Source organism: Bacillaceae bacterium S4-13-56 (genome assembly GCA_040191315.1).
Taxonomy (GTDB): domain Bacteria; phylum Bacillota; class Bacilli; order Bacillales; family JAWJLM01; genus JAWJLM01.
Genome location: JAWJLM010000002.1, coordinates 12,545 through 37,290, shown reverse-complemented (window position 1 = coordinate 37,290; position 24,746 = coordinate 12,545). Strand labels below are relative to the sequence as shown.

The following is a 24,746-nucleotide window of genomic DNA, read 5'->3' as shown; positions in this document are numbered from 1 at the left end:
AGCTCTAGTTGGTTTTGTTTTTTCGAGATGTCACAAAAACAAACCCGATAAATAAAAGAATGACAGCACCTATAGAGAATACAAACAAGAGATTCACACCTTGATCCTCTTCTATTTTAAATATTTCTACAGATTCAGGACCTACCCCGATTTTGTATAGATTATCATCATTCATTCTTACCAGATCATCATTTAGGAGTCCTCTTAGCTGATACCCCTCTTCCAAATCTGAAATTTCTGCACTTTTTTCACTTGTACTATTATTAATCGCAACGTACAGGGTCTCTTCATCGTTTTCTCTCTTAAAGACCAAAAATCCATCCCCTGCTTCAATCTCTTCCATTGTTCCATTAACTAAAGCAGGGTGTTGATCTCTAATCGTTGAGAGTCGTTGCAAATGTTTCTCGAGTACTCCATCTCCACTATTAAAATCCATCATTTGACGGTTATCGGGGTCATTTCCACCTTCCATTGGAACCTCTGATCCTTGATAGATGATAGGGATCCCGGGAGTTGTATAAAAGTAAGATAGCGCCAATTTCCATCTTGCTTCAGGTCTCTGTTGCTCCGATAAAGCAAGAGTCGTAAATCTCGGATTATCATGATTATCTAAAAATTTACCTAATAAATATGGACGCTCATAAAATGTTTTATTTCGATTCCAAACGGACATTAGCTCACTAAGGTTTTGATCGACCTTTTTAAAGGAATTTGTTGCAGCTTCATAGAGTGGATAGTCAACAAAAGTGTCAATCCCAGTATTTTCATAGTCAGCAATATACCTTGGATCACTATTCCAAACTTCTCCAAGTAAAAAGAAATCTTCTTCAATGTTCTTTACAAAAGCGGAAAATTGTTCCCAAAAATCCCTTGGTACATGCTTCACAGTATCTAAGCGAAATCCGTCTACACCTGTTTCCTCAATCCAAAAACGAGCGGAGTCAAATAGGTACTCTCGAACTTCTGGATTTTCCGTATTTAAATCAGGTAAACCAGCTAACCATGCAGTTTCCAGTACTTCTTGATTTTCGCCCATCATCTTTTTTTCTGGATGAAACCAATCTTCTTTCGTTGGGTCTTGTAACCAAGGATGATTGTATCCTGTGTGATTCACGACAAAATCAAATATAACTTTTATATCTCTTTTATGAGCCTCATCAACAAGACGTTTAGCATCCTCTAGTGTCCCAAAGTGTTCATCGACGTTTTTAAAATCTTTAATCCAATAGCCGTGGTATCCACCTTCCATATTATCCATAATGGGAGTTAACCATATCGTTGTAAAACCCATACCTTTAATGTAATCAAGTTTTTGAATGATACCTTCAAGATCCCCCCCGTGATAAGCGCGAGGGTCATTAGGGTCAATATCAAAATCATTATCCGACGTTCCATTCATAAATCGATCCACCATAATGAAATAAATACGTTCGTCTTCCCAATCGTGCCCCTCTTCACCATATACACTGATAGCTGGTATGAGAAGTGTAAATATGAAACCAAGAACAAATAGCTTTTTTTTCATAAAACATACTCCTATACAATCAAATTTACCCCTTTGTCGCTCCAGATGTTAATCCTGAAATTAAATAGCGTTGTAGTAAAAGGAATACTAAAGCGATAGGTACAGCTATTAATATAGCACCAGCAGCAAACCTTGTGAAGTTTGTAGAAAACTGCTGATTGATAAAGTTGAACAACCCTAAGGCTAACGTGTAGTTTTCTTTACTACTCAACACAATTCTTGGGAGCAAGAAATCCATAAATGGAGCCATAAAATTGAATAGGGCAACAACCGCTAAGATTGGTTTTGCTAACGGTAGCATAATGCTAAAGAAAACTTTAAAATGTCCTGCTCCATCAATACGCGCTGCTTCATCCAATTCTCGAGGAATCGTGTCAAAATATCCTTTAACAAGCCATGCATTAAATGGAATTTGACCTCCAATGTAAATTAGCATTAGGCCATATAAGCTATCTAGTAATCCCATGATGTTCAGGAGAATATACAAAGCTACCATTCCCATTAAAGCTGGGAACATTTGCAAAAGCAAAAAGGCATACAAGCCATACTTTCTTCCAACAAATTGATAACGAGAGAAGGCATAAGCAATTAAAGCTGTTAAAAATACTGAAACTGCTGAGTTCACAATGGCTACATACAGACTATTTTTATACCAAATCAAATAATCACTATTTGGATCTGTAAATAACCACTTATAATGTTCAAGTGACCAATTGTCAGGAATCATTTTTGTCGTATACATGTTTGTTCCTGGATTTAAAGAAATTCCAACTGTCCATAATAGTGGATAAAAAATGATGACAGCCATAAATAAAAAAAAGAGATAAATGAGGGTAACTTCAATTTTTGACTTCATTTTTGCACTCATTAGATTTGTCCCTCCTCTTTAAAGGATGCCGTTCTTCTAAATTGGAAGAAGGCAAAGATAGATACAATTAATCCCATAATAATGGTAATAGCTGCTGCCATATTATAGTTGTTTGTATCAAAGGTAAGCTTATAAACCCAAGAAATTAAAATATCGGTACCTCCTGCGTTTTGTCCACGAACTGCAGGTCCACCTTCATTGAAGAGGTAGATAATATTAAAGTTATTAAAATTGCCTGCATACTGCATGATTAACAATGGCGCAGTTGAAAACAGGACAAACGGGAATGTAATATTCCTGAATTTTTGCATTCGGGTTGCCCCATCTACGTCTGCTGCCTCATACATATCAGTAGGAATACTTTGAAGTACCCCTGTGAATAGGGCAAAAACGAATGGGAACCCAAGCCATGTTTGGATTAATATAAGTGCAATCTTAGACCAGAACGGGTCTAACATCCATGGAACTGCCATTCCCAGTGGTCCTAAAATCTCTCGGTTAATGGCGCCAAATTCTCCATTAAATAATGCCGAGAAGATTAGGATAGATACAAAAGCTGGTACAGCCCAAGGCAGGATAAGCACTGTCCGAATAGTACGTTTAAATTTAATACGTTTATCATTAACTAATAAAGCAAGGAAGAGGCCTAATGCAATTTGCAGTGTAGTTGCCACTACAGTCCAAACAACCGTCCATGTAAATACACTAAAGAACGTATCTTTCCAGATCCCTGCTTCAAGTAATTTTCCGAAGTTAGCGAAACCTACCCAATCCAAAAGGTTACGAGGTGGTGAATTATAAAGATTGTAGTTTGTAAAGGCTAAAGAAATCATGAATAGTAAAGGCAAAATAACTACAAATACAAGCATGATAAATCCTGGAAGAATAAGCATATAAGGGAAACCCTTGTCATATGTGTTTTTCATTTCTTGCACTAAGGATGGAAGCTTCTCCCCCTTGGCAAGCTTAATTGCATCCTTTCTCGCATCAACTACATTGAAAATATACAAAGCAATGGCAAAAGCTAAAACTAAAACAGCAATAATCCCTTGAATTAACAAAATAATGGAATGGTCAACTCTCGGAATCGTACCAAGGGTGACAATTCCCCATAAACCAATATTTAAGAAATCATACATAGTGATAATAAAGGCGGCTTCAATAACTAAAAAAAGTAACCCTTTAACAAATCTACGGTTGTACAATTGACCAAGGCCAGCAAAAAGAATTGACAATACGAGTGCTACAGTTGGATTATGTTTTCTTATGTTTTTTTGTCGTGGACTAGCCATCTTTAATCCTCCCTTGTAAGAATAAGGTGGATAGGACAACTCCTATCCACCTTCTCCTTTTTATTGTCCGCTTGCAGCAGCAATATTATCCTGAATAATTTGTACAGCTTCGTCTAACACTTCTTTTGGATCATCACCGTTAGCGATGAATTGAAGCGCAGCATTAGCTGGGTCCCAAACTTGTTGCATTTGAGGAATACCAGGCATTGGCTCACCATAAGAAGCTTGCTCTAAGAAAGCAGCCACAATTGGATCCCCTGTAATAGCTGGGTCTTCTAAAGAATCATTACGTGCAGGTAATTCACCAGCAGTTGTAAAGTAGTTAATGGCTTCTTCAGTGTTAGTTAAATATTTCATTAATTCAGTAGCCCACTCTTTATTTTCAGAGTAGTAGGAAAGCATGAATGTCTTCACACCTACGAAAGATTTTGGATGCTCACCATTTTCAAGTAATGGAAGAGCTACAGCACCCAGACTGTCACCAAGAGCTTCTTTATATTCACCCATCATCCAAGGTCCATTAATAACTGTTGCAACTTTACCATCTTTAAATAGACCATTTAAGATATCTGCAGTTATTTCTTTAGGCATATATCCATTCGTAAACCAGGATTGAATTAATTCTCCACCTTTTGCAGCGCCCTCATTATTCAACCCGATGTCAGATGGATCATAAGTTCCATTATCATTAGCAAATACATAGCCGCCATATCCAGCAAAGTATGGATACATAAAGTAGAAGTTATTTGCTTCTGCTAACATACCGTACTCATCATTTGCAGTATTTGTATAATCTTTCATAATTGTTTCAAGTTCTTCCATAGTAGTTGGAACTTGATCTCCAATAATATCTTTATTGTAGTATAAAGTATAAGTTTCTACTACAGCAGGAACTCCCCATGTATCTCCTTCATAAGTAACAGCTTGGATAGCCGTATCTGTGTAATCACCGGCACTGTCTCCAAGATCAACTACTTCTGCAAGTCCGCGGATAACAAGGTCACCAATACGGTCATGTGGTTGGAAGAAAATATCAGGCCCATTTCCACTTGGTCCATCAAGATCAAGTTTCTCTACTTGATCAAGCATTGTTACACCTTCAACATTCACTTCAATTCCAGTTTCTTCTGTGAATCTAGAAGCAGAAGCCTCAATAGCTTCTATTTGATCTTCTTCATCATTCATCCAGATAGTAAGTGATTCTGGTTTCTCAGGCATATCTGAAGTTGCTTCGTTATTCCCCTCATTAGTTCCTTCATTCTCAGTTGCTGCATTGTCATTACCGTTATTAGTGTCTTCTTCACGGTCTGGTCCACATGCAGCCAGCACAGCAACAAGCATTAAACTAAATAGTACTAGTAACGCTTTTTTCATTAACGACCCCTCCATATAGGAATTTTTATTTTGCACAAACGTTTGCACAAACTGAACAATTAAAAATCGCTCTGCCGTTTGTGAAAGCGATTGCACTGTTTGATTACAATTCAAATTATGCCATGGTTTTTTAAATTTGACAACCTTTTTTTTAAATAATTTTTTAGGGCCATTCCCTCAATTTAAAGCACTTTTCATGTAATCCTTTTAAACCATTGACTTTTAACAAAGAATAAACTAGTCTAAAACCAAATAAAGTTGCGTTTTGTACCTATATGAGCAATCGATTGCACAAACTTGACCATAAAAAGAAGAAGGGATGTTAAACATGTTAAAAGAAGGTATATACCACCGTCCTAAAAATAATTTTGCCTACAGTTACGACAAAAAAACCATTCATATCCGTCTCCAAACTAAAAAAAATGACGTCCAAAAAGTAGATTTAATTACAGGTGATCAGTATGAATGGGAAAACGATAAATGGGTATATCATACACAACCCATGGTGAAGAGTGGGTCAGATGACTTATTTGATTATTGGTTTGCTGCCTATGAACCACCATTTCGAAGACTCCGATATGGTTTCGTCATTGCTGATCAAACAGAAACTACCGTCTATACAGAAAGAGGGTTTTTTGATCAGCTCATAGAGGATCCTGCTTATTACTTTTCTTTCCCATTCTTAAACGAAATTGATGTGTTTGATGCACCTGATTGGGTAAAGGATACTGTTTGGTATCAAATTTTTCCTGAACGATTTGCCAACGGGGACAGACCCAACGATCCTGAAGGAACACTTGCCTGGGGAAGCGAAGAACCAACTCCTACCAATTTCTTTGGTGGGGACTTCCAAGGTGTTATGAATCACCTGGACCATTTGGTGGATTTGGGTGTCAATGGAATTTATTTCACCCCGATATTCAAAGCTTATTCAAACCATAAATATGACACTATTGACTATATGGAAATTGACCCACAATTTGGGGATAAGCATACTTTTAAAAAATTAGTTTCAGAATGTCATGCGCGAGGCATTAAAGTTATGTTGGACGCTGTTTTTAATCACAGTGGCTATTATTTCCCTCAATTTCAAGATGTTCTTAAAAAACAAGAAAAGTCTGAGTATAGACATTGGTTTCATTTAAGGGAGTTTCCGATCCAAACTGAGCCGAAGCCAAATTACGATACCTTTGGTTTTGTTGCTTCCATGCCTAAGCTGAACACAGAGAATCCTGAAGTAAGAGATTATCTGTTAGATGTCGCGCGTTATTGGATTGAAGAATTTGATATTGATGGATGGCGTCTAGACGTTGCAAACGAAATTGATCATTCTTTTTGGAGAGATTTTCGCCGAGTTGTTAGAGAGGCAAAACCGGACGCCTATATTTTAGGGGAGATTTGGCATGACTCCATGCCTTGGCTTCAGGGAGATCAGTTTGATGCGGTTATGAATTACCCATTTACCCATGGAGCTATTGAATTTTTCGCAAAAGAAGCCATGTCTGCTTCCCAATTTGCGAATACCATTACCAGAGTGATTCACGCTTATCCTGAAAACGTGAACGAAGTCGCTTTTAATTTGTTAGACAGTCATGACACACCACGTGTTCTCACACTTGCAGATGGCAACAAAGATCGAGTGAAACTTCTTTATTTATTCCAACTTTCCTTTACTGGGACGCCTTGTATTTATTACGGAGATGAAATTGGAATGGCTGGTGGACAAGACCCGGGTTGCCGCAAATGTATGGTTTGGGAAGAAAAGGACCAAGACAGAGAATTATTCAATTATCTTCAAAAATTATTAAAATTACGGAAAGATGTTCCTGCTTTTGGAAATAACAGCACCTTTAAATTTTTGTATACCAATGATGATACGAATGTAGTTGTATACGAAAAAACATCTGGATCCCAAAGGCTTCTATTTATTCTGAATCGAAATGACCATGAACAAATGATGGATCTAAGTTCATTATCTTTAGGTTCAGGTAAAACCCTTTTAGGTAATGACCAAGTAGATTTACAACAACAACTTACCCTTAGTCCCTACGGATTTGTAGTTGTAGAACTTTAGGATCAAAAAGTTAATCTAGGAAAGATGATTCCAATGAGGAATCATCTTTTTTCTATTTTGGCCCACGCCTATTAGTTTCTCTTCATGAGTTCCCTGTACTCTATCGGAGTAACACCTTCGTATTTTTTAAATAACCTCGAAAAATAGGTTTGTTCTTTAATACCAACATCGTGAGAAATAGCAGCTACTTTTAAATCTGTATTTACCAAAAGATGCTTTGCTTTTGTAATTCTAAATTGATTCGCGTACTCAACGGGAGAAAGTCCGGTCGTTTGCTTCATAACCCTAGCAACATAATCCGGATGGAAATGCAGTTCCTGAGCCATTTCTTGAATACGGAACTCTTCTTGATAATGTTTTTCTATATATTGAATAGCCTGCTGAGCTATGTTTTCAGATGATGTCGGCGCATCAAATCCTTCCTTTTGAATGTGGACCAGAACCTGCTGAAAAATTGGCTGTTCTTCTATTCGTTCTAATGGATGAGTACTTTGATGAGCATATAAAAGTTGATCCAAAATCCTTTCCAACAGTAGTCGATGTTCCACTTTTTTCTTTCTAGGAAGAATCCATCGATATTCTCCTGGTTCTAAAAAGGTTGATTCCTTTTGAAGAATCTCAGACCATACCATAGTTGACTTTTCCAACAATTGAATAGGCGCATTCGTTGCAAAATGAATCCAAGTGTAAATTGTTTCCTCTTCGCACCCTTTGTGACCATAATGCTCAAAGCCTGGAACAAGAAACAAATATTCCCCCTCATGAATCGTATGAGACTGGTTATTCTCGGTCATATGGAGAGCTCCTTTATGTACATACAAAAAATCAAATATCGAAAAAGTCCTGCAGAAATGCATCATGCCAGGACGATAGGTTGCTCTGCCCGCCTTTATAAAAATGGGAAGCGGAGGAGAAGCGAAAGAAACAAAAGAAACCATTTTCAGACCTCCTTTCAAGTCGGAATTGTATAAATGTTTTCGGAATCCTCTCTTTCTATTATACATAACACAAGGTACACTATGTTTTATTGTTTTTTCGGAAATGTTACAAGGAGGTTAACTATGGACCAACAACACCAAAAGAAAAAACTAACCCTATTTACGTTAACATGGCCCATATTTGTAGAAGTTCTTCTCCATATGCTTATGGGGAATGCCGATACCTTAATGCTCAGTCAGTATTCGGATAATGCAGTAGCTGCAGTGGGAGTTTCCAACCAAATTTTATCCGTCATTATAGTTATGTTTGGTTTTGTGGCCACAGGGGCGGCTATTCTTGTTGCCCAGAACTTAGGGGCAGACCGGGAGAAAGAAGCTGGAACAATTGCGATGACCTCTCTTGGGTTGAATTTATGGTTTTCACTTGCTTTAAGTATAGGGCTCTTTGTTTTCTCAGAACAAATCCTAGGAATCATGGATCTTCCAAAAGAACTAATGGGTGAAGCTAGCGTTTATATGACCGTCGTAGGTGGTCTGATCTTTGTTCAAGCCATGATTATGACAGTGGGTGCAATATTAAAGAGTTATGGATATACCAAGGATACGATGTATGTCACTATTGGGATGAATATCCTAAATGTAATTGGAAACTATTTTGTAATCTTTGGTCCCTTTGGATTCCCTGTTTTTGGAGTAGTGGGGGTAGCATACTCAACTTCTATTAGTAGATTCATAGGGTTTCTTGTTTTGTTATTCCTTTTACTGAAACGTAGTGAAGGCTCTCTTCCTATTCGGTCCTTTTTATCTTATCAAAAAGCACACGTCAAAAGCTTATTGCAAATAGGAATACCATCGGCAGGTGAACATCTTTCATATAATGCGAGTCAGATGCTCATCACCTATTTCATTGCCCAAATGGGAACAGTAGCTATAACAACGAAAGTGTATACCCAAAACATTATGATGTTTATCTTTCTTGCGGCTATCGCTATTGGCCAAGGAAATCAAATCTTGATCGGTCATATGATTGGAGCAGGCGAAATTGAGGATGCATACAAACGATGTATCCGAAGCCTGATTCTGTCTATTTTTATTTCAATAGGTATGGCTGGTATTGTACTGTATTTTGCCCAACCCCTTTTAGGGATTTTCACTAATAACGAGACGATTATTGCAGAAGGGGCAACTCTTTTATTATTAACTGTTATTTTAGAACCTGGCCGTGCCTTTAATCTTGTAGTGATTAATTCATTAAGGGCAGCGGGGGATGTTCGTTTCCCTGTGTATATGGGCATCCTATCCATGTGGGGAATTAGTGTTACTTTTGCTTGGTTTTTCGGACTCTATCTCGGCTGGGGATTGGTCGGAGTATGGATTGGGTTCATAGCTGATGAATGGTTAAGAGGAATCATCATGTTGTATCGTTGGAAAGGAAGAAAGTGGGTTACAATGGCCTTTGTTTCTAAACAGACGACCTGATAGTGTAACTTTCTATTGAAAAAGTTTGGTTAATTTTAAATTGTACCTAGGGTTGAACTAGTGTTTAATTAACCATCCTTTTATTGATTTTGATGAACATGATCGACCTTTGGATGTTGTATGCTCAACTTTTAATCTATGGGCTCAAATGTAAGACTCAATGCGCCCAAAACAAAGTTTATGCGCAGATATCACTTGAGGTATGCTCAAAATTTAATGTTTTATGCTCGGGTTTTTCAGCACTATGCTCAATATACTGTTGCTATGCTCACTCCCATGAGACAACGCGTGAATTGTTGAGTATATGCGCAACCTTCAAGAGTTTTATGTGCAACTTTCTTGAGTTAATGCGCAGGTTTTAAGAAACTGTGCGCAACAATTAAACTTATAGGTCATCAATGCTCAAAAATTAGCGTCAACGCGCACCAAACAACCCCATTAGAGCTAATTAACCAAAAACCCCAGGCTTTATCTAGCCTGGGGTTCCCTATTTATATATCAATCTCCACCTTATATTTTCGTAACCAATGGTCGATTTGACCTAAATGAGCCAAAAGCTGAGGACCAGTCATTAGTTGACCATACCAAGGAGTTTGGATGGATTTCCCTTCACTTCTAACAAGTTCCTCTATTTGTTTTCCATCAAAAATATCAAATAAACGTGAGTTGGGATCCTCCAAAATTTCATCCATCCACTTAACCACTGCTTTTGTATAAGCTGGGTGATGAGTTTTGGGATAAGGAGCCTTTTTGCGGTATAAAACCTCATGAGGAAGAATACCTTCCAAGGCTTTTCGCAAAATCCCTTTTTCTTGATCCCTATAACGCTTCATTTCCCACGGTACATTCCACACATATTCTACAAGTCTATGATCACTAAAAGGAACACGAACCTCCAGACTTGCACCCATACTCATACGGTCCTTGCGATCTAGCAAATTGGTCATAAACCAATTCATATTCAGATAGAACATTTCTCTTCGTTGCGCTTCTTCCTTTGAATCCCCATCAAAGGTAGGGGTTTCTTTTACCGTTTCATAATATCGCTGAAGCATATAACTATTTAAATCTAGTTTATCTCGCATTTCTTTATTTAGTAAACCATAACGAACTTCTGAAGAACGAATCCATGGAAATCCTTCTCTCTCCAATTCCTCGGGACGATAAAACCATGGGTAACCACCAAAAATTTCATCAGCACATTCACCTGACAAGGCTACAGTAACTTCTTTTTTAATTTCTCGGCAAAACCAGAGTAAGGAAGAATCAACATCGGCCATTCCCGGTAAATCTCTTAACTCCGTTGCTTCTTTGAGCAAATCAGCCAAGACTTCGTTATCCATTACTGCAGAAAAATGATTCGTTCCATGCTCTTCTGTCATTTTAATGATAAATTCTACATCGCTGTTGGGCTGGAACTTACTCTTTTTAAAATATTTTTCATTTTCCTCAAAATCAATAGAAAAGGTTGGCAATGTAGCACCTGACTCTTTTTTTAATTTTTCAGCTGCAATTGCAGTAATCGCGCTAGAGTCAACGCCACCTGATAAGAAGGTGCCAATCGGAACATCAGATATAAGCTGGCGTTCAATGGAATCCTTTAATAGAAAACGAATATGGTCAGCGGTTTCCTCTAGGGATTCTGTATGCTCCTTGCTTTCTACATTCCAGTATCGATTGACTCTCCATCCATTGGCATTCAATGTCCCTATATGTCCCGGACGAAGCTCATGGATATCTTTAAAAACACCATGCCCAGGGGTTCTTGAAGGTCCTAAAGCAAGAATTTCACTAAGCCCTTCTTCATTGACCACAGGTTTAAGTTTCGGATGAGCAAGTAAAGCCTTTATTTCAGAAGCAAATAATAAACTACCGTTTTCATAATGGTAGAACAATGGTTTTACCCCTAAGCGGTCTCTTGCTACAAACAACTCTTGTGCCTTCTCATCCCAAATGGCAAAAGCAAAAATACCATTCAGTTTATGGACACAATCTTCCTTCCATTCCATATAACTAGTGAGTAAAACCTCTGTATCAGAATGGGATTGAAAGCTCCATCCATGTTGAACCAGTTCTCTTCTCAAATCTTCTGTATTATATAATTCTCCATTGTAACAAAGGACATATTGATGTCCATCATGTACTCTCTGCATGGGTTGACCACCACCAGTTGGATCGACAACAATTAATCGTTGGTGACCAAAAGCTGCACGCGGGCTGACCCAAGTATTGGCTTCATCAGGTCCACGTAGTTCAAGCTGTTTCGCCATTTTCTCTACGGTGTCCCTCTGGGATGTAAGGTCTTTTTGAAAATCAGCCCAACCACTAATTCCACACATGTGATTCATCCTTTCCTAATACCTAATCATGTTTATGTGTTTTTCCACATAAAGGTTCCACAAATTTAGGATATAGTAAAACCTTATAACTATATGTATATAATTGAACATGACAAAATATGTAGGGACGAGTTTTGCTAATAAAAAACATACATGATGTGAACTCACACCAACTAAAACTGTAAATTTTGATAGTATAAGAAAAGCACTACCAATAAAGGTAGTGCTTCCCATTAATTAAGGTAAAAAACCAAGTTCTAAACGACCAAATCCTAAAACTAACGTAATAGCTAAAGCAATAATCAATTGGATCCAGTAGCTTAATGTAGGCTTGTCTTTTCCCATTTTGACAAGAATCATTTCCATAGAAAAAATTACCCATAAACCAGCTAAAGCTTTTACAGTAGCTTCGCCAAGATTTCCTGCACCTTGGAAGTATAAGCTATATAAATAGCCTCCTGAAATAATGATGATTACATACACGAGACGTAAAATCATGTGAAGAATTTTGGAGACTTTCTTTTGGCCTGTCTTCAAGAAAATGACGGCTAGAAGTATAAGCACAATAGCTAGTGACCATCCACCAACATGGGAGTGGATCATTCCTTCGATCATTTATGTATCCTCCTTTATATTGTCCAATATAGAGCTTCTACCCTATCATAGCATGGAACATAGAAAATATGAATTTTTTCTATCCCTCGAAGCCTTTTTGGAAAAAAATTACATTAGTAAGCCTTGGTAGCGAATGCCATAACTGTACGTATGGAAAGAAAGTTTTGTACATTCCCATCTACCAAGGAAAAAACGCGAAAAACCTGTTATAATGGGAAAAGACTATACCATTAGGAGGGATTAAATGGCACGATCAAGTCAAGAAATCATTGAACAAACTCAGCAATTTGGAGCTAAAAACTATCATCCACTACCCATTGTTATCTCTAAAGCAGAAGGAGTTTGGGTTGAAAATCCAGAGGGCAACCGTTATATGGATATGCTCAGTGCCTATTCAGCTGTAAACCAAGGTCATCGGCATCCCAAAATTATTGACGCTCTTAAGAAACAGGCAGAACGTGTAACCTTAACATCTAGGGCTTTCCATAATGATCAGCTTGGGCCTTGGTTTGAAAAGATTTGTAAGCTTACAAATAAGGATATGGCCCTACCAATGAATACGGGAGCCGAGGCTGTTGAAACAGCAATAAAAGCTGCCCGTCGCTGGTCATATGATATTAAGGGTGTCGAAGAAGATCAAGCAGAAATCATTGCTTGTACTGGGAACTTCCATGGAAGAACTATGACGGCTGTATCCCTTTCCTCAGACCCTGAATATAAACGCGGATTCGGACCAATGCTCCCTGGAATTAAATTAATACCTTATGGAGACATAGAGGCTTTAAAGAATGCTATCACAAAGAATACTGCTGCATTTCTTATCGAGCCTATTCAAGGGGAAGCAGGTATTGTCATCCCTCCCGAAGGATTTTTGAAAGAAGCAAGTGAATTATGTAAAGAGAATAATGTTCTCTTTATTGCTGATGAGATTCAAGCAGGTTTAGCGCGTAGTGGAAAAATGTTTGCTTGCGAGTGGGAAGATGTTGACCCTGATATTCTGATCCTCGGCAAAGCTCTTGGAGGGGGAGTTTTCCCAATCTCATGCGTGGTTGCAAATCAGAAAATCCTTGGCGTCTTTAACCCGGGTTCTCACGGTTCAACTTTTGGAGGAAATCCATTAGCTTGTGCTGTTTCTATCGCTTCCTTAGAAGTTATTGAGGAAGAGAATCTAGCTGAACGCTCCCTTGAACTTGGGAATTATATGCTAGACGAACTAAAAAAGATTCATAATCCTAAAATTAAAGAGGTCCGAGGGCGTGGATTATTTATAGGAGTAGAACTCACAGAACCTGCCCGCGGCTACTGTGAAGAACTAAAAGAAAAAGGATTACTATGTAAAGAAACCCATGAAAATGTGATCCGATTTGCGCCACCGCTTATCATCGAAAAAGAGGATCTTGATTGGGCATTAGATAGAATAAGAGAAGTTTTGGAAGTGTAACGCAAAGATGATTCCTCCTCCTCGAGGAATCATCTTTTTCAATTTGAAAGACTTGGCACCTATCTATGTGCGGTGAATGAAAATTTTGGCACGCAACCAAGAAAAGTTGCACCTAACTTGCTTAAATGGAAGAAAATCGTCACTGAAAATCTCTATATTGTCACATAGAAAGGGAAAGTATGGCACTCAAACAAAGATAATTACTCCCAAGTGAAATGATTCGCACACAAACCATAAAACCGTCACTATGAATAAAAAAACTGTCACTTAAAACTAGTTTTTTAGCACATAGACTTTTGAAATCATCACCTTAAGTCAAAATTCATCACCCAATGACTGATAGTAGCACCTAAAGGGATCAAAAAGCACTAAAACAACCAAACAAGATGGAATTTCACTGAATAAACATTAAGTCGCTTATGGCATTTTTGTTCCACTAATGAAATTCTTAACACCTAATACCCCTTCATAGCCCAGGGCCAAACATAAGCATTAATGCATTGAATAATGCGTGCACAAGGATACAAACTTCAATCCCATATTTTCTAAAAGCATAACCCAAGGCCAATCCAAGAGGAAAAATTTGAGCAAACTTTATCCATTCTGGATCTATAGTATTGGCATGTGCGAACGTCCATAGTAATGAAGAGATAATAATAGCTCCCCAATAATTATTTCGAAAGAATTTAAATTTACTAGCGAAAAAGTTTTGAATGCCGAGTCTGTATGTAATTTCTTCAATGATAGCTCCTTCTATTACAATGACCCATGAAATAAAAGTCGGGGTAATATCCACCACGATATTGGGATCCATATCAACAACCCTTCGAATGGTCGCGGATAACTTAGGATCTGTTACCGCAAAAAGAATATAAGAAAAAAGCAGAACTGAAAATAACGATAAAAATAAGCTTTGCTCGCAAATGCTCTCTCCAGTTTTTGAGTTGAAATGGTGATAGCCCAATGTCCCTTACATAGTACATTCCAACAAAAGCAGATACATAGATCCTTCCTAATTAGAGTAACTCTCCCCAAATGATAGTAAAAGGAGATACCATACTAAGCCCTTTAGTAAACAAAACTATTACTTCCATGATGAACTCAAGAATAGTAATGGGCCATCCATAATAAGACGCATGACTTACAGAAGTTTTTTTCGAAAAGAAATCTCCAACAAACCATATAGTCAATACCAAAACAATGATTGCAGAAAGAATGGCTACTATAATTTTGTTTGCCCCCCTTCATTAAAACCGCAGCACTCTTCAATGAAGGATAAAAAATACACGTCTTTGTTTTCCTATAATTATACAGGAAGGACAGGCAGGTGAAAAAATCTTTTATTGGAAAGTTTCCAAAAACTGTATAACTGCTGGTCCTAGCAAAACAACGAAAAGGCTAGGGAAGATAAAAATAATCAGCGGAAAAAGCATTTTGATAGGAGCCTTCATTGCGGTCTCTTCTGCACGCTGTTTTCGTTGCTCCCTGACTTCAACAGATTGAACTCGTAAGACCTGAACCATTCCTATTCCTAGTTTTTCAGCCTGAAGGATGTGGCTAATTAATACCTTGATTTCATCAAATGTTAACCTATCTTTTATACCACTTAAGGCTTCCCTTCTTGTTTTTCCAAGCCGCATTTCTTCCAGACATCGTTGGAATTCAGAGGATAAGACTCCTGGTTTTTTCATTACGACACGGCTCAACGCTGAATCAAAACCAAGACCCGCCTCTAAACTAACTGTTAACAGGTCTAATACATCTGGTAATTCTTTTAAGCCTTTTATATTCCGGGCTTTTGCTTTTTGACGAAGATAAAATTTAGGTAAAACTCCTGCTAAGGCAAATCCAATGAGTCCAAGGAAAACAGCTCCACCAATAGGAAGGCTGAGCAGCATCCCATACCCAATGAATACCAATGGTAATAAGATATAGAGTAACAATTGCAATAGACGATACTCGACCGGGGACATCCCATGTGGATTACCTGCCTGCAAAAGGAGTAGTTCTATTTTATCGGTTTTATCGCCGGGCATTCTTTTACGGAATGTCCGTTTCCATGCCTTCCACGCAGGAAGTAATAATCTTTTAGAGAACGGGATCTCCTCTTCCCTATCTTTAAAGGAGATAGGCTCCCCTATCACAAGAGCTAATCTTTTTTTTACCTTGATTCTTTTCTCGGCACGCAAGGTATATAAACCATAAATGAGACAAACCATTGCTAAGAAAAAACTTACAAAAACCATAGCTACACCTCAATCGTTGTGATTTTTCGGATGAGGATAAACCCTATTGTTGCAGAAAACACACTCGCACCTATTAGAATTTGACCAATAGGATGGGTAAAAAGTGAACCAATATATTCTGGTTCAATTAAATATAGAATAAAGGCTAATACTACTGGTAAAAGTCCAATGACAAGACCAGAAAGTCTGCCTTGTGCTGTTAATGTTACTACTTGCCTTTGAATCTTAGTTCGATCACGGATGGTATCCACAATTTTATCTAACACAGTGGCTAGATTCCCACCAACTTGCCTTTGTATAATGATCGCTTGGATCATTAATTCTAAATCTTGACTTGGCATTCTTTCATACAGACCATGAAGAGCATCTTCTAAAGTACTTCCATATTGCATTTCACGAACTACTTGTTCGATCTCTGATTTGATCGGCTCTTCCCCTTCCGCAACGACAGTTTGTAAGCTTTGTGGTAAACTGAATCCCGCGCGTAAAGATCCAATCATGGTGGAAAGCATATCAGGAAGACCCTCGTTAAATTCCTTCATCCGCTTTTTCTGCTTCCGTTTAAGGAACCATTTAGGAAGGATAAAACCAATCATTCCACCAGGAGCTACCAGTAAAGTTTGTTCTGTAATGAGATAGAGAAGTAATCCGCAAAAAGCAATGCTTATCCATTGAAAAAACAGATACTCTTCTACTTTAATTGGAATCCCTGATTTTTTAATCATGTCCCCCAATTGGTTCGTCTTCTTCCGAGTCAAAACTTTTTCAGCAATCGTCTTTCGAGCCAGTCGAAAATCGACCATTTCTTTTAACTTTTTTGGATCTACTTTAGACTTTTCTTCATGTTGAAGAAAATGTTTCATTCGTTTCTCAAGTCGTTTGTTACGATTAAACATGAGCTGCATAAGACCTAAAGTGAAAAAGATGACTGAAAACCCGCCAAGAATCACAATATAATAGGGAGTCATTATCTCATCCACTCCTCTTCTGGGATAAATACACTCGACGGAATAGTGATTCCTGAAGCTTGTAATCTCTCATAAAATTTAGGACGAACACCAGTAGGAAGAAGTTTTCCAATAACACGTCCTTCCTCATCGACTCCCTGCTGTTTAAACGCAAAAATATCCTGAAGAACAATCACATCTCCCTCTAATCCTTGAACCTCCGTAATATTAACAATTCTTCGGGTTCCATCCCTTAGGCGTGTCTGCTGAATAATGAGGTCTAGAGCTCCAGCAATCTGTTCTCGGATGGCTCGAACAGGTAAATCCATTCCTGACATTAGGACCATCGTTTCTAAACGAGATATCATATCTCTTGGGGAGTTGGAGTGCCCAGTTGCTAGAGATCCATCGTGACCTGTATTCATGGCTTGAAGCATATCAAGTGCTTCCCCTCCACGAACCTCTCCAATGACGATACGATCAGGACGCATACGAAGGGAGTTTCTTACTAGCTCACGGATTGGTATTCCGCCTTTTCCCTCGATATTTGGTGGTCTTGACTCAAGGGAAATGACATGATCTTGACCTAATTGTAATTCTGCTGAATCCTCGATCGTCACAATACGTTGGTCCTCTTGAATAAAGTTAGACAGCACATTTAATGTCGTAGTTTTTCCAGAGCCGGTTCCTCCACTAACAAAAATATTTAAATTTGCCTTTACACAAGCTTCTAGGAAAATGGCCATTTCATTTGTAACGGTCCCAAAACGTATCAAATCATCAATCGTAAAAGGATCCTTAGAAAATTTTCGTATAGTAACGGTTGGTCCATTTAAAGCTAAAGGCGGAATGATGGCATTCACACGAGATCCATCCGGTAAACGGGCGTCAACCATTGGAGAGGATTCATCGATTCTTCTTCCAATCGGTGCTACGATTTTTTCAATTACATTCATGACATGTTCATTATCCCGAAACTGTACGGCTGTTAGTTCTATTTTTCCATTTCTCTCCACATACACTTGATTCGGACCATTCACCATAACTTCAGATATATCCGGGTCCAGAAGAAGTGGGTTGATTGGTCCAAATCCAGTCAAATCATTGATCAGTTCACTAACAACTTTTTTTCGATCCACTTGTCCCCGAAAGGTTTCGTTTTCCTTCATAATTTCAATGGCCATCGCATCAATTTTTGGAATGATTTCTTCAATATCAACTTCATTTAAATCTTGAAGAATCTGTTTATGTAAAATGTTTTTCAATTCTTGATGCTTGGACAATAATGGTTTATTTTTTTCACTTTTTGTTGTTTTAGATTTTGGACGCTGTGTTTCGCGAAAGGCTTGAAGTAAATCTTTCTTTTCAGCAGGTGAAGCTTCCACTTCCGGTTGCAAAACAATAGGCTGATCGTCCATGCCCTTTTCTTTATTTTTCTCTTCAATTCTTTGTAATAAACTCATGCATTCCCTCTCCTTCCAAAGGGATGAAGCCACGATTTCCCTGATGAACCCTTTTTTGTTGGTTCTTCTTCTGTCTGTTCTTGTTTTTGATTAAACTTTTCTCTAAACCCTTCTTTTTTAAAGGCAAGAGACATATCAGTTTTTGAATAAAGTCTTTCTGCCATTTTGAAATAAGCTTTTGCAATTTCTGTTTTCGGCTGATTTGTAACAAATGGAACTCCGATGTTTAATGATTGAGTAGAGGTTTGAAAGTCGTTCGGAATATAGATTGGATCATCAATTCCTAAAATGTCTGTCACATCCGTTGGTTTGATTACACTTTCCATTGTGGCACGATTAATTACTAACGTAACTTTATGAGCTAGGCCTAGCATATCAAAGGTCTCAAGCATCAGTTTCGTATTTTTCAATGTAGACATTTCAAGATTGGTCATACAAAGAATCTGATCAGCGAGCTCGAACATATTTAAATTATTCTCATGAAAACCTACACCAGTATCCACAATGGTAAATTGGTGATGATCGGTCAAATACGTCAGAACATCTGTAATAACATCTGGAACGATTAAGTCGGCGTATTCTGGACGGTCTGGTGCAGCTAGAACGCGAATTCCCGACTCATGACGATTCAAATAACTTAGAACGGATTGAGAATCTAGTGTTTTATCCTCCACTATATCTTTTAAAGTAAAGGTTGTATGTAAATCGAGAGACAAGCTAATGTCTCCAAATTGAAAATCACCATCAACTAAAGATACCATCATATTTTTCTTGCAAAGAGCGGCTGCAAGATTAACTGCTAGCAAGGTCTTTCCAACCCCGCCCTTTGCAGATGCAACCACTATTAAATCTCCTCTTTTTTTCTTTTTAGTGCTTTCATGAGATTCCATAAAGACCCTCCCCTTCCTAGGAGATCACTCTTTTTCTATTAATTGTGAATGTAAAATAAGATGAATACTTCCTTCTTGTGAGGCTTTGATTAAACGAACAGATTCCTCTTTCGTTATTTCTAAGGTAACCGCACTATATTCCACATAGTCTTCTCCTTTTTCCACCTCTATCAATCTTCTTCCAACTGCCAATACTCGAACATTTTCTAATAGAACCGTAGATTTGACCTCATCCTTTTCCCCCACTTTTTCAACCTTAGAGGAAATGACATCCACGTAATTCTCTGGCTCTATCAAATTCGAAACAGACTGAACAAAATTTACACCAATCGAAGCGGCACGCTTGCCATCGGTTATTTTCTTTGCAACATACAACTCTTCTTCCTTTTCCGACTGAGCATCGTGACTTAAAAACATCTCTCCATCCACCATGTCTGCTGTTGCATATTTTCCAATAATCTCTTCCTTTGTAAGAACACTATTAGGATGAACTGAATTTTCTGCTACAGAGGTCAGTTTTAAGTTCCCATCTACAATTTTTTGCCCTTTTTCAATATCCCCATTTGCAGATACTACTTGGACAAGGGTTGATTCTCCAGCTGTTGCAACCTCGTAGTCTTGCAAATATTCATATAGTAAGTATGTGGTGACTCCACCTAGTAGTAATGCTAAAAAAAGCATCAACTTCCCTTTCATATCTGTCACCCCCCTATCTCGTCAGTCGTATTGCATAGGCACCATTTCCTGAGGCATCAGGTGCATATGATCCTTTTCCTGCTTTTTCTATAAACATTCCTGTAATGCTTGTATCTTTGGGATCCATTGGTGCTGTGATCAAGAAGTAAGCAAAACCTGTAATCTTGACCTCTTTTAACTGATTTTGATCTATTCGGAAAGGTTCATAGGTTGGAATCAGTAGGACTCGGGAACAATCACGTGGTATTTCTTCTCCTGGAACATAAGGACACTGAAGCAATTTTTCTTCAACAGCTGTTCTCGTTTTTCCGGCCACATTTCCGGTTTGTGTTTCTAAAATATCCCCGGTTACTAGTTCCTCTTGATATCCAAACCTTAAGTTATCCTCATAGGTTGCTGCTCCCGATCCACCAAGGGCAAGAATTCCAAAGTTTCCTGTATTAACATCTGTTTGGTCAACTTTCAATTTGTACTCTCGATATAATTCGAGAGGAACACTATCATCAATTCCGAGCGGAGCTGCACCCTCCGCTTTTCCCATAACGCCTAAAGAAGCAATTGCTTCAGCCCTTATAGCAACTGTGTCGATCCCGAAAAGTTTAGAAAATATAACTGGTACCTCTTTTTTAACTAACACCTCAACTCTGTCATCTGGAAAGCTTTTCAGACTTTCTAAAATATTAGGCTCCCCGTGTTCTTCTAAAATCTTATGCACAATTGCATCTACTTTTGGCAAATCACCTGTTACCTCTTGTGCTCCAGATAATGCAGCAGCATTAGCTATCTTTTGCAAGCTGCGTTTTTCCATATATAAATGTGACCCGTCAATAACAAAACCGGCAATCGTTAAAAGAAGCATAAAAGCCAAAGCTACAATGGCAAGTGCGCTCCCATCTTCCTTTTTTATCCATTTCATATGTTATTCCACCCTTATCGTTGATTCAGTTGTAATAGAGAAAGGGGAAGGGAATAATTGTGAAATAATAGGAGTCATTAGTGAAAAAGGCAAATCCAGTTTAACCGTTACGTAGTCCCCCGAATTTCTGGTCAATCCATCAGGAGTAATCGTGACCTGTAAATTATCAGCCTCAGCATGAGATTTGGCAAAAGTAGTAACCTCTTGATCTGTTCCTCCTAACCCAGCTACTCTTACTGTTTCTTGAGCAACTTGGTGCATTTCAGTATAGGTATAAATCACCCTGCCAAGATCCAACATTCCTGCCAAAATTAAAAGAAGAACAGGTAATACAATAGCCATCTCTACAAGCGCTTGTCCTGACTGATCTCTTTTAAGCCTCATAGATTCGTTCTCCCTCCCTTTATAGTGGGATATAAATGGTACAAATGGCACCAATCACAATAGCCACTCCGTATGGATAAGTGATTTGAGAAACCTTTGTTTTTATAAAATCCGTCCGTATTTTTCCTTGAAATAAGAAAATAAAAAAGTACATGATCCCACGCAATCTCTCTTTTGCTCCTTTTTGAAACAATATTACAAGGATAGCTAAGAGACCTCCTACCAATGCCATGTAAAGGGCTGTGGTTAGAACGAAGAAAACTCCCTTCCAAGCTCCAATTAATCCAAGAAGCTTTACATCTCCGGCCCCCATGCCACCCATAGCAAAAGGGATGAATAAGATAGCCATTCCTACAAGAAGTCCTAGTAAACTTGATCCAAGTCTTTGCCAACCATCAAGGTAAACATTGGAGGCCAAAGATAAAATTAGACCTGGAAGTAAGACCACATTATAAATTTTTCTGCTTTTGATATCCGTGATAAAACAAACTAGTAAAATGATTAAAATGATCGAATCTATGATCATTACTCCACCTCCTGAATATGAACATATGTATTTCTTTTTTTTGAAAAAAAGCCTCACGTCGATGGAAACGTAAGGCTTCATTGGAAGGAGTTGGTCTTTTTCAAAGGAAATGAGGCACTAAAACTCGTTATACTCCGGTGTAATTAATGCTCCACTGTCCGTACCTGGTGCTAAATCTGTTCACGGAGTAGTTGTTGTTGAACTATCTCCTGATACAGCTGTTGAAATTGCGTCTTGCGCGTTTTGGAATAATGTAACAATCTGTCCTCTAAGGGCAACCAAAATCCCTACAACCGCAACAGCAATAACACCCAACACGATACCGTACTCAGTCATTCCTTGACCTTCTTCTTCAACAAACAATCTTTTCAACATTTCCATTCCTTTCATCTCCCTTTTCATTTTTGGAATTGTAACGTTTGTCCAACAGCAAGTTCTTTTTTTTGAACGATACCAGCTTGGAATTCAAAGACCGAAGTTGCGTCAGACCGTGAGCGCCCAAACCTAAAAGGTCCCATGTGTTCCTCGATCGCGATAATTCGTAGGTTGTCATCCACATAAACCACATCGATTGGAAAACGCATGAAACAGGTATGAACCGATCGGCAAGGTCGAATATGTAGAGCCTCATCTTCTGGGAGATCTCGATCAAGCATTAGGCCTTTTAAACGATGAATAAAATCATATGCAGTGCGAACTTTCTTTACAACTATTGAACGATCTTCCCCATAGAGAAGCATCTTTCTCCCTCCTTTCCCATAAAAAAATAACCCTGCCTTTACCGAAAGGGGGTTATACGTACATACTTCACCCTAAATCTTTCGGTAACTGGCTGACATAGGCGAATGCCCTTAGTCCCTGTAGCTTTGCGTCACTGGTTTTCACCAGTTTTGCCTTTATCGAGATTCAACTAGGTGGTTCAATTTTGTTGAATCTGATCTGGTTACAGCATAGCTTGTCCCCATGTCAAAAGAAATCGAACTACGCGCTTATTTTTAACAATCAAAATCATGATGAATCCTGCCTAACCCAGCTAAAATCTTAGATACAAAAGTCATAAATGTTTTTCCTTCATTTCCAATAATATGAAATCTAGTAAATCAAAAGAAGGGAAAAGGACTTCAGTTGGTATAATTAACCATTTTATTGGCCCATCACCCGTTGTTAGTTCCTTTTTCCCGCAATTGTTTATTGGCATTCTATTTAGGTATCTAATTACCCAAAAATGTACCGGGATTATCTTCCTATTCCACTATATTGTTAGTAATTTTTGAAGAAAATACTAAAAAAATTGTAGATTTTGGTTGTTAAATTCATAGATTCTGTCAGAAAAAGGCCCCCTTAGGAGACCTTTTCATTTCTAAATCTTGGCTTACTTTTATATGTTACATACCGAAGCACCCACTCCGCTGGACCCATTTGGAACCATTTGAGCCATACTGTACTCAAAATAAGTTGAACGAGATAGATTACTACTGCAAAGGCAACACTCTCTAGGGGGGTAACCCTTCCATAGAATCCTAAACCTACCGAATAGAAAAGGAAAAAACAGATAACCGATTGGCTTAAATAATTGGTTAATGATAAGCGCCCCATGTTAGCTAACGGCTTAAATAAAGTTTGAAACATTTTTTTCTTATATAGTAAAACAATCGTTAACAGATAAAAGATAGCTGAGGCTGAGCCACCTATTTGGATTCTAATATAGGTTGACCATGAAGGATTCCCCGCTAATGTAGGAGCCAATTTAAATAATAAGAATAGTAAGCCCATTACCCACCATATATGAAAAAGAATTTTGTAATTCAACTCAATGTCGTGGAGCCACTTCTTTCTTGCAAAAATCATCCCCAAAAGAAACATCGGCAGAATGGATAAGACAACTTGAATAATATAAAAAGGATCAATCATATAAAACCAGTCATTCCTGTTCTGACTCCAGACCTCGAATAACGTTCCCGATTGATAATTCTCCAAAGATAAACGAATTGCATTTGTATCAATATACCCTGGCCCTGGGTATAACAAAAGCATAAACGTAATCAGCACAGTTGGAGCAATAAAACATGTTGCAACCCATATTCCTACTGAAAGATTACTTCGCTTATAAAAAAATAAGAGTAGAAAACCAATCCAGCCGTAAAAAAACAAGATGTCCCCATGCCATAGAAAAAGCGCATGGAAAAGACCAATGAAGATGAGCATGGTGAATCTTCTAGAAAGCGCAGCAGCAGAATGCCCTGTTCTTTGCTCTAATTTCTCCTTCATCATCCAAAACCCAAACCCAAATAAAAAAGAAAAAAGAGTATAAAAGCTAGCCTCAAATAAGATTTGAGTCCAATCCTGGACAATATGATCTAATTTCGAATCCCAGTAAACCCCTTCTCCCCCATAAAGAAAAAAAGGTGCGTTAAATGCAGGTACATTCACCATTAAAATACCGAACAAAGCAAACCCTCTTGCTGCATCAATCCAAGGAAGTCGTCCTTGTTCACTATGAACCTGTAAATCCATACATACTTCCACTCCTTACTAGATAAAGTTCAACTTCAATCAATGGCCGTCCCCCACTGATTAGGTATGACTAACCAATCGGACATTTACGGGCAGTTTATCCCCCACCTACTCTTTTCGTTTCCCTTAAGACTTGAGGTGGGGGTATTATTCCCATGAAGACATTAAATTTTCCATCCTTGTTGGTGAAGCTTGTTTCATGGTTGGCTGCCCGTTCAT

22 protein-coding genes and 1 riboswitch are annotated in these 24,746 nt (G+C 38.2%); of the genes, 3 read left to right on the top strand and 19 right to left on the bottom strand.

The annotated features are described in order from the left end of the window. Positions 1-4 precede the first annotated feature (4 nt). From RZN25_01185 to RZN25_01170, 4 genes are read right to left on the bottom strand one after another with little or no spacing between them, the layout of a single operon-like run. Positions 5-1,525 carry an alpha-amylase family glycosyl hydrolase gene (locus tag RZN25_01185; GenBank protein ID MEQ6375448.1) on the bottom strand — a complete coding sequence of 507 codons (1,521 nt, stop codon included), beginning with the start codon at positions 1,523-1,525 and terminating at the stop codon, positions 5-7. 25 nt (positions 1,526-1,550) lie between these two features. Further along, positions 1,551-2,393 (bottom strand): sugar ABC transporter permease, encoded by an 843-nt coding sequence (locus RZN25_01180; GenBank protein MEQ6375447.1) that lies wholly within the window; start codon positions 2,391-2,393, stop codon positions 1,551-1,553. Continuing rightward, a complete protein-coding gene (locus RZN25_01175) occupies positions 2,393-3,685 on the bottom strand; it encodes an ABC transporter permease subunit (GenBank protein MEQ6375446.1) in 1,293 nt (430 codons plus the stop codon). The genes RZN25_01180 and RZN25_01175 overlap by 1 nt, the downstream gene beginning before the upstream one ends. Before the next feature lie 60 nt (positions 3,686-3,745). Further along, positions 3,746-5,059, bottom strand: coding sequence for an extracellular solute-binding protein (locus RZN25_01170; protein ID MEQ6375445.1), 1,314 nt, complete (start codon positions 5,057-5,059; stop codon positions 3,746-3,748). Positions 5,060-5,387: 328 nt separating this feature from the next. On the opposite strand from RZN25_01170, the gene RZN25_01165 reads away from it, so the two are divergent. Continuing rightward, positions 5,388-7,133 carry an alpha-glycosidase gene (locus RZN25_01165; GenBank protein MEQ6375444.1) on the top strand — a complete coding sequence of 582 codons (1,746 nt, stop codon included), beginning with the start codon at positions 5,388-5,390 and terminating at the stop codon, positions 7,131-7,133. Positions 7,134-7,204: 71 nt separating this feature from the next. Here RZN25_01165 and RZN25_01160 read toward each other — a convergent pair whose 3' ends face one another. Next, on the bottom strand, positions 7,205-7,927 hold the full coding sequence (locus RZN25_01160; GenBank protein ID MEQ6375443.1) for an AraC family transcriptional regulator: 723 nt from the start codon (positions 7,925-7,927) through the stop codon (positions 7,205-7,207). Between the two features lie 267 nt (positions 7,928-8,194). Here RZN25_01160 and RZN25_01155 point away from each other — a divergent pair, with 267 nt between their 5' ends. Then, a complete protein-coding gene (locus RZN25_01155) occupies positions 8,195-9,550 on the top strand; it encodes an MATE family efflux transporter (protein ID MEQ6375442.1) in 1,356 nt (451 codons plus the stop codon). Positions 9,551-10,041: 491 nt separating this feature from the next. Here RZN25_01155 and asnB read toward each other — a convergent pair whose 3' ends face one another. Both asnB and RZN25_01145 read right to left on the bottom strand, forming a co-directional pair. Further along, complete coding sequence (gene asnB, locus RZN25_01150) at positions 10,042-11,889, bottom strand: asparagine synthase (glutamine-hydrolyzing) (protein MEQ6375441.1); 1,848 nt, start codon at positions 11,887-11,889, stop codon at positions 10,042-10,044. A 237-nt stretch (positions 11,890-12,126) separates the two neighbouring features. Beyond that, a complete protein-coding gene (locus RZN25_01145) occupies positions 12,127-12,504 on the bottom strand; it encodes a DUF1516 family protein (GenBank protein ID MEQ6375440.1) in 378 nt (125 codons plus the stop codon). Positions 12,505-12,748: 244 nt separating this feature from the next. Here RZN25_01145 and RZN25_01140 point away from each other — a divergent pair, with 244 nt between their 5' ends. Next, positions 12,749-13,945 (top strand): ornithine--oxo-acid transaminase, encoded by a 1,197-nt coding sequence (locus RZN25_01140; GenBank protein MEQ6375439.1) that lies wholly within the window; start codon positions 12,749-12,751, stop codon positions 13,943-13,945. A 466-nt stretch (positions 13,946-14,411) separates the two neighbouring features. Here the strand turns inward: RZN25_01140 and RZN25_01135 are convergent, their stop codons facing one another. From RZN25_01135 to RZN25_01080, 12 genes are all read right to left on the bottom strand, one after another. Then, positions 14,412-14,759: a CPBP family intramembrane glutamic endopeptidase gene (locus RZN25_01135; GenBank protein ID MEQ6375438.1), complete on the bottom strand. Its 348-nt coding sequence runs from the start codon at positions 14,757-14,759 to the stop codon at positions 14,412-14,414. Between the two features lie 526 nt (positions 14,760-15,285). Further along, positions 15,286-16,191: a type II secretion system F family protein gene (locus RZN25_01130; GenBank protein ID MEQ6375437.1), complete on the bottom strand. Its 906-nt coding sequence runs from the start codon at positions 16,189-16,191 to the stop codon at positions 15,286-15,288. A 2-nt stretch (positions 16,192-16,193) separates the two neighbouring features. Next, complete coding sequence (locus RZN25_01125) at positions 16,194-17,159, bottom strand: type II secretion system F family protein (GenBank protein ID MEQ6375436.1); 966 nt, start codon at positions 17,157-17,159, stop codon at positions 16,194-16,196. Then, positions 17,159-18,601, bottom strand: a complete 1,443-nt coding sequence (locus RZN25_01120; GenBank protein MEQ6375435.1) for a CpaF family protein — start codon at positions 18,599-18,601, stop codon at positions 17,159-17,161. Before RZN25_01120 ends, RZN25_01125 begins: the two co-directional genes overlap by 1 nt. After that, positions 18,598-19,491: an AAA family ATPase gene (locus RZN25_01115; GenBank protein ID MEQ6375434.1), complete on the bottom strand. Its 894-nt coding sequence runs from the start codon at positions 19,489-19,491 to the stop codon at positions 18,598-18,600. Before RZN25_01115 ends, RZN25_01120 begins: the two co-directional genes overlap by 4 nt. A 24-nt stretch (positions 19,492-19,515) precedes the next feature. Next, positions 19,516-20,187: a Flp pilus assembly protein CpaB gene (gene cpaB / locus RZN25_01110; GenBank protein MEQ6375433.1), complete on the bottom strand. Its 672-nt coding sequence runs from the start codon at positions 20,185-20,187 to the stop codon at positions 19,516-19,518. Between the two features lie 13 nt (positions 20,188-20,200). Further along, complete coding sequence (locus RZN25_01105; protein MEQ6375432.1) at positions 20,201-21,103, bottom strand: pilus assembly protein TadG-related protein; 903 nt, start codon at positions 21,101-21,103, stop codon at positions 20,201-20,203. A gap of 3 nt (positions 21,104-21,106) precedes the next feature. Further along, on the bottom strand, positions 21,107-21,487 hold the full coding sequence (locus RZN25_01100) for a pilus assembly protein (protein MEQ6375431.1): 381 nt from the start codon (positions 21,485-21,487) through the stop codon (positions 21,107-21,109). A gap of 19 nt (positions 21,488-21,506) precedes the next feature. Continuing rightward, positions 21,507-22,013, bottom strand: coding sequence for a prepilin peptidase (locus RZN25_01095; protein MEQ6375430.1), 507 nt, complete (start codon positions 22,011-22,013; stop codon positions 21,507-21,509). A 180-nt stretch (positions 22,014-22,193) separates the two neighbouring features. Then, positions 22,194-22,394, bottom strand: a complete 201-nt coding sequence (locus RZN25_01090) for a Flp family type IVb pilin (GenBank protein ID MEQ6375429.1) — start codon at positions 22,392-22,394, stop codon at positions 22,194-22,196. Between the two features lie 17 nt (positions 22,395-22,411). Next, entirely contained in the window at positions 22,412-22,753 is a 342-nt protein-coding gene (locus RZN25_01085) for a DUF192 domain-containing protein (protein MEQ6375428.1), read from the bottom strand. An 80-nt stretch (positions 22,754-22,833) separates the two neighbouring features. Continuing rightward, a riboswitch (cyclic di-GMP riboswitch) is annotated at positions 22,834-22,918 on the bottom strand. A 436-nt stretch (positions 22,919-23,354) separates the two neighbouring features. Continuing rightward, positions 23,355-24,527 (bottom strand): DUF418 domain-containing protein, encoded by a 1,173-nt coding sequence (locus RZN25_01080; GenBank protein MEQ6375427.1) that lies wholly within the window; start codon positions 24,525-24,527, stop codon positions 23,355-23,357. Positions 24,528-24,746 lie beyond the last annotated feature (219 nt).

Excerpts from the sequence above, each read along its gene's own strand:
- RZN25_01155 (MEQ6375442.1), top strand. The coding sequence starts at position 8,195 with ATGGACCAACAACACCAAAAGAAAAAACTAACCCTATTTACGTTAACA.
- RZN25_01180 (MEQ6375447.1), bottom strand. The coding sequence starts at position 2,393 with ATGAGTGCAAAAATGAAGTCAAAAATTGAAGTTACCCTCATTTATCTC.
- RZN25_01175 (MEQ6375446.1), bottom strand. The coding sequence starts at position 3,685 with ATGGCTAGTCCACGACAAAAAAACATAAGAAAACATAATCCAACTGTA.
- RZN25_01100 (MEQ6375431.1), bottom strand. The coding sequence starts at position 21,487 with ATGAGGCTTAAAAGAGATCAGTCAGGACAAGCGCTTGTAGAGATGGCT.
- RZN25_01185 (MEQ6375448.1), bottom strand. The coding sequence starts at position 1,525 with ATGAAAAAAAAGCTATTTGTTCTTGGTTTCATATTTACACTTCTCATA.
- cpaB (MEQ6375433.1), bottom strand. The coding sequence starts at position 20,187 with ATGAAAGGGAAGTTGATGCTTTTTTTAGCATTACTACTAGGTGGAGTC.
- RZN25_01145 (MEQ6375440.1), bottom strand. The coding sequence starts at position 12,504 with ATGATCGAAGGAATGATCCACTCCCATGTTGGTGGATGGTCACTAGCT.
- RZN25_01130 (MEQ6375437.1), bottom strand. The coding sequence starts at position 16,191 with ATGGTTTTTGTAAGTTTTTTCTTAGCAATGGTTTGTCTCATTTATGGT.
- RZN25_01120 (MEQ6375435.1), bottom strand. The coding sequence starts at position 18,601 with ATGAGTTTATTACAAAGAATTGAAGAGAAAAATAAAGAAAAGGGCATG.
- RZN25_01160 (MEQ6375443.1), bottom strand. The coding sequence starts at position 7,927 with ATGACCGAGAATAACCAGTCTCATACGATTCATGAGGGGGAATATTTG.
- RZN25_01135 (MEQ6375438.1), bottom strand. The coding sequence starts at position 14,759 with ATGGATCCCAATATCGTGGTGGATATTACCCCGACTTTTATTTCATGG.
- RZN25_01115 (MEQ6375434.1), bottom strand. The coding sequence starts at position 19,491 with ATGGAATCTCATGAAAGCACTAAAAAGAAAAAAAGAGGAGATTTAATA.
- RZN25_01080 (MEQ6375427.1), bottom strand. The coding sequence starts at position 24,527 with ATGGATTTACAGGTTCATAGTGAACAAGGACGACTTCCTTGGATTGAT.
- RZN25_01105 (MEQ6375432.1), bottom strand. The coding sequence starts at position 21,103 with ATGAAATGGATAAAAAAGGAAGATGGGAGCGCACTTGCCATTGTAGCT.
- RZN25_01140 (MEQ6375439.1), top strand. The coding sequence starts at position 12,749 with ATGGCACGATCAAGTCAAGAAATCATTGAACAAACTCAGCAATTTGGA.
- RZN25_01095 (MEQ6375430.1), bottom strand. The coding sequence starts at position 22,013 with ATGATCATAGATTCGATCATTTTAATCATTTTACTAGTTTGTTTTATC.
- asnB (MEQ6375441.1), bottom strand. The coding sequence starts at position 11,889 with ATGTGTGGAATTAGTGGTTGGGCTGATTTTCAAAAAGACCTTACATCC.
- RZN25_01170 (MEQ6375445.1), bottom strand. The coding sequence starts at position 5,059 with ATGAAAAAAGCGTTACTAGTACTATTTAGTTTAATGCTTGTTGCTGTG.
- RZN25_01085 (MEQ6375428.1), bottom strand. The coding sequence starts at position 22,753 with ATGCTTCTCTATGGGGAAGATCGTTCAATAGTTGTAAAGAAAGTTCGC.
- RZN25_01125 (MEQ6375436.1), bottom strand. The coding sequence starts at position 17,159 with ATGACTCCCTATTATATTGTGATTCTTGGCGGGTTTTCAGTCATCTTT.
- RZN25_01165 (MEQ6375444.1), top strand. The coding sequence starts at position 5,388 with ATGTTAAAAGAAGGTATATACCACCGTCCTAAAAATAATTTTGCCTAC.
- RZN25_01090 (MEQ6375429.1), bottom strand. The coding sequence starts at position 22,394 with ATGGAAATGTTGAAAAGATTGTTTGTTGAAGAAGAAGGTCAAGGAATG.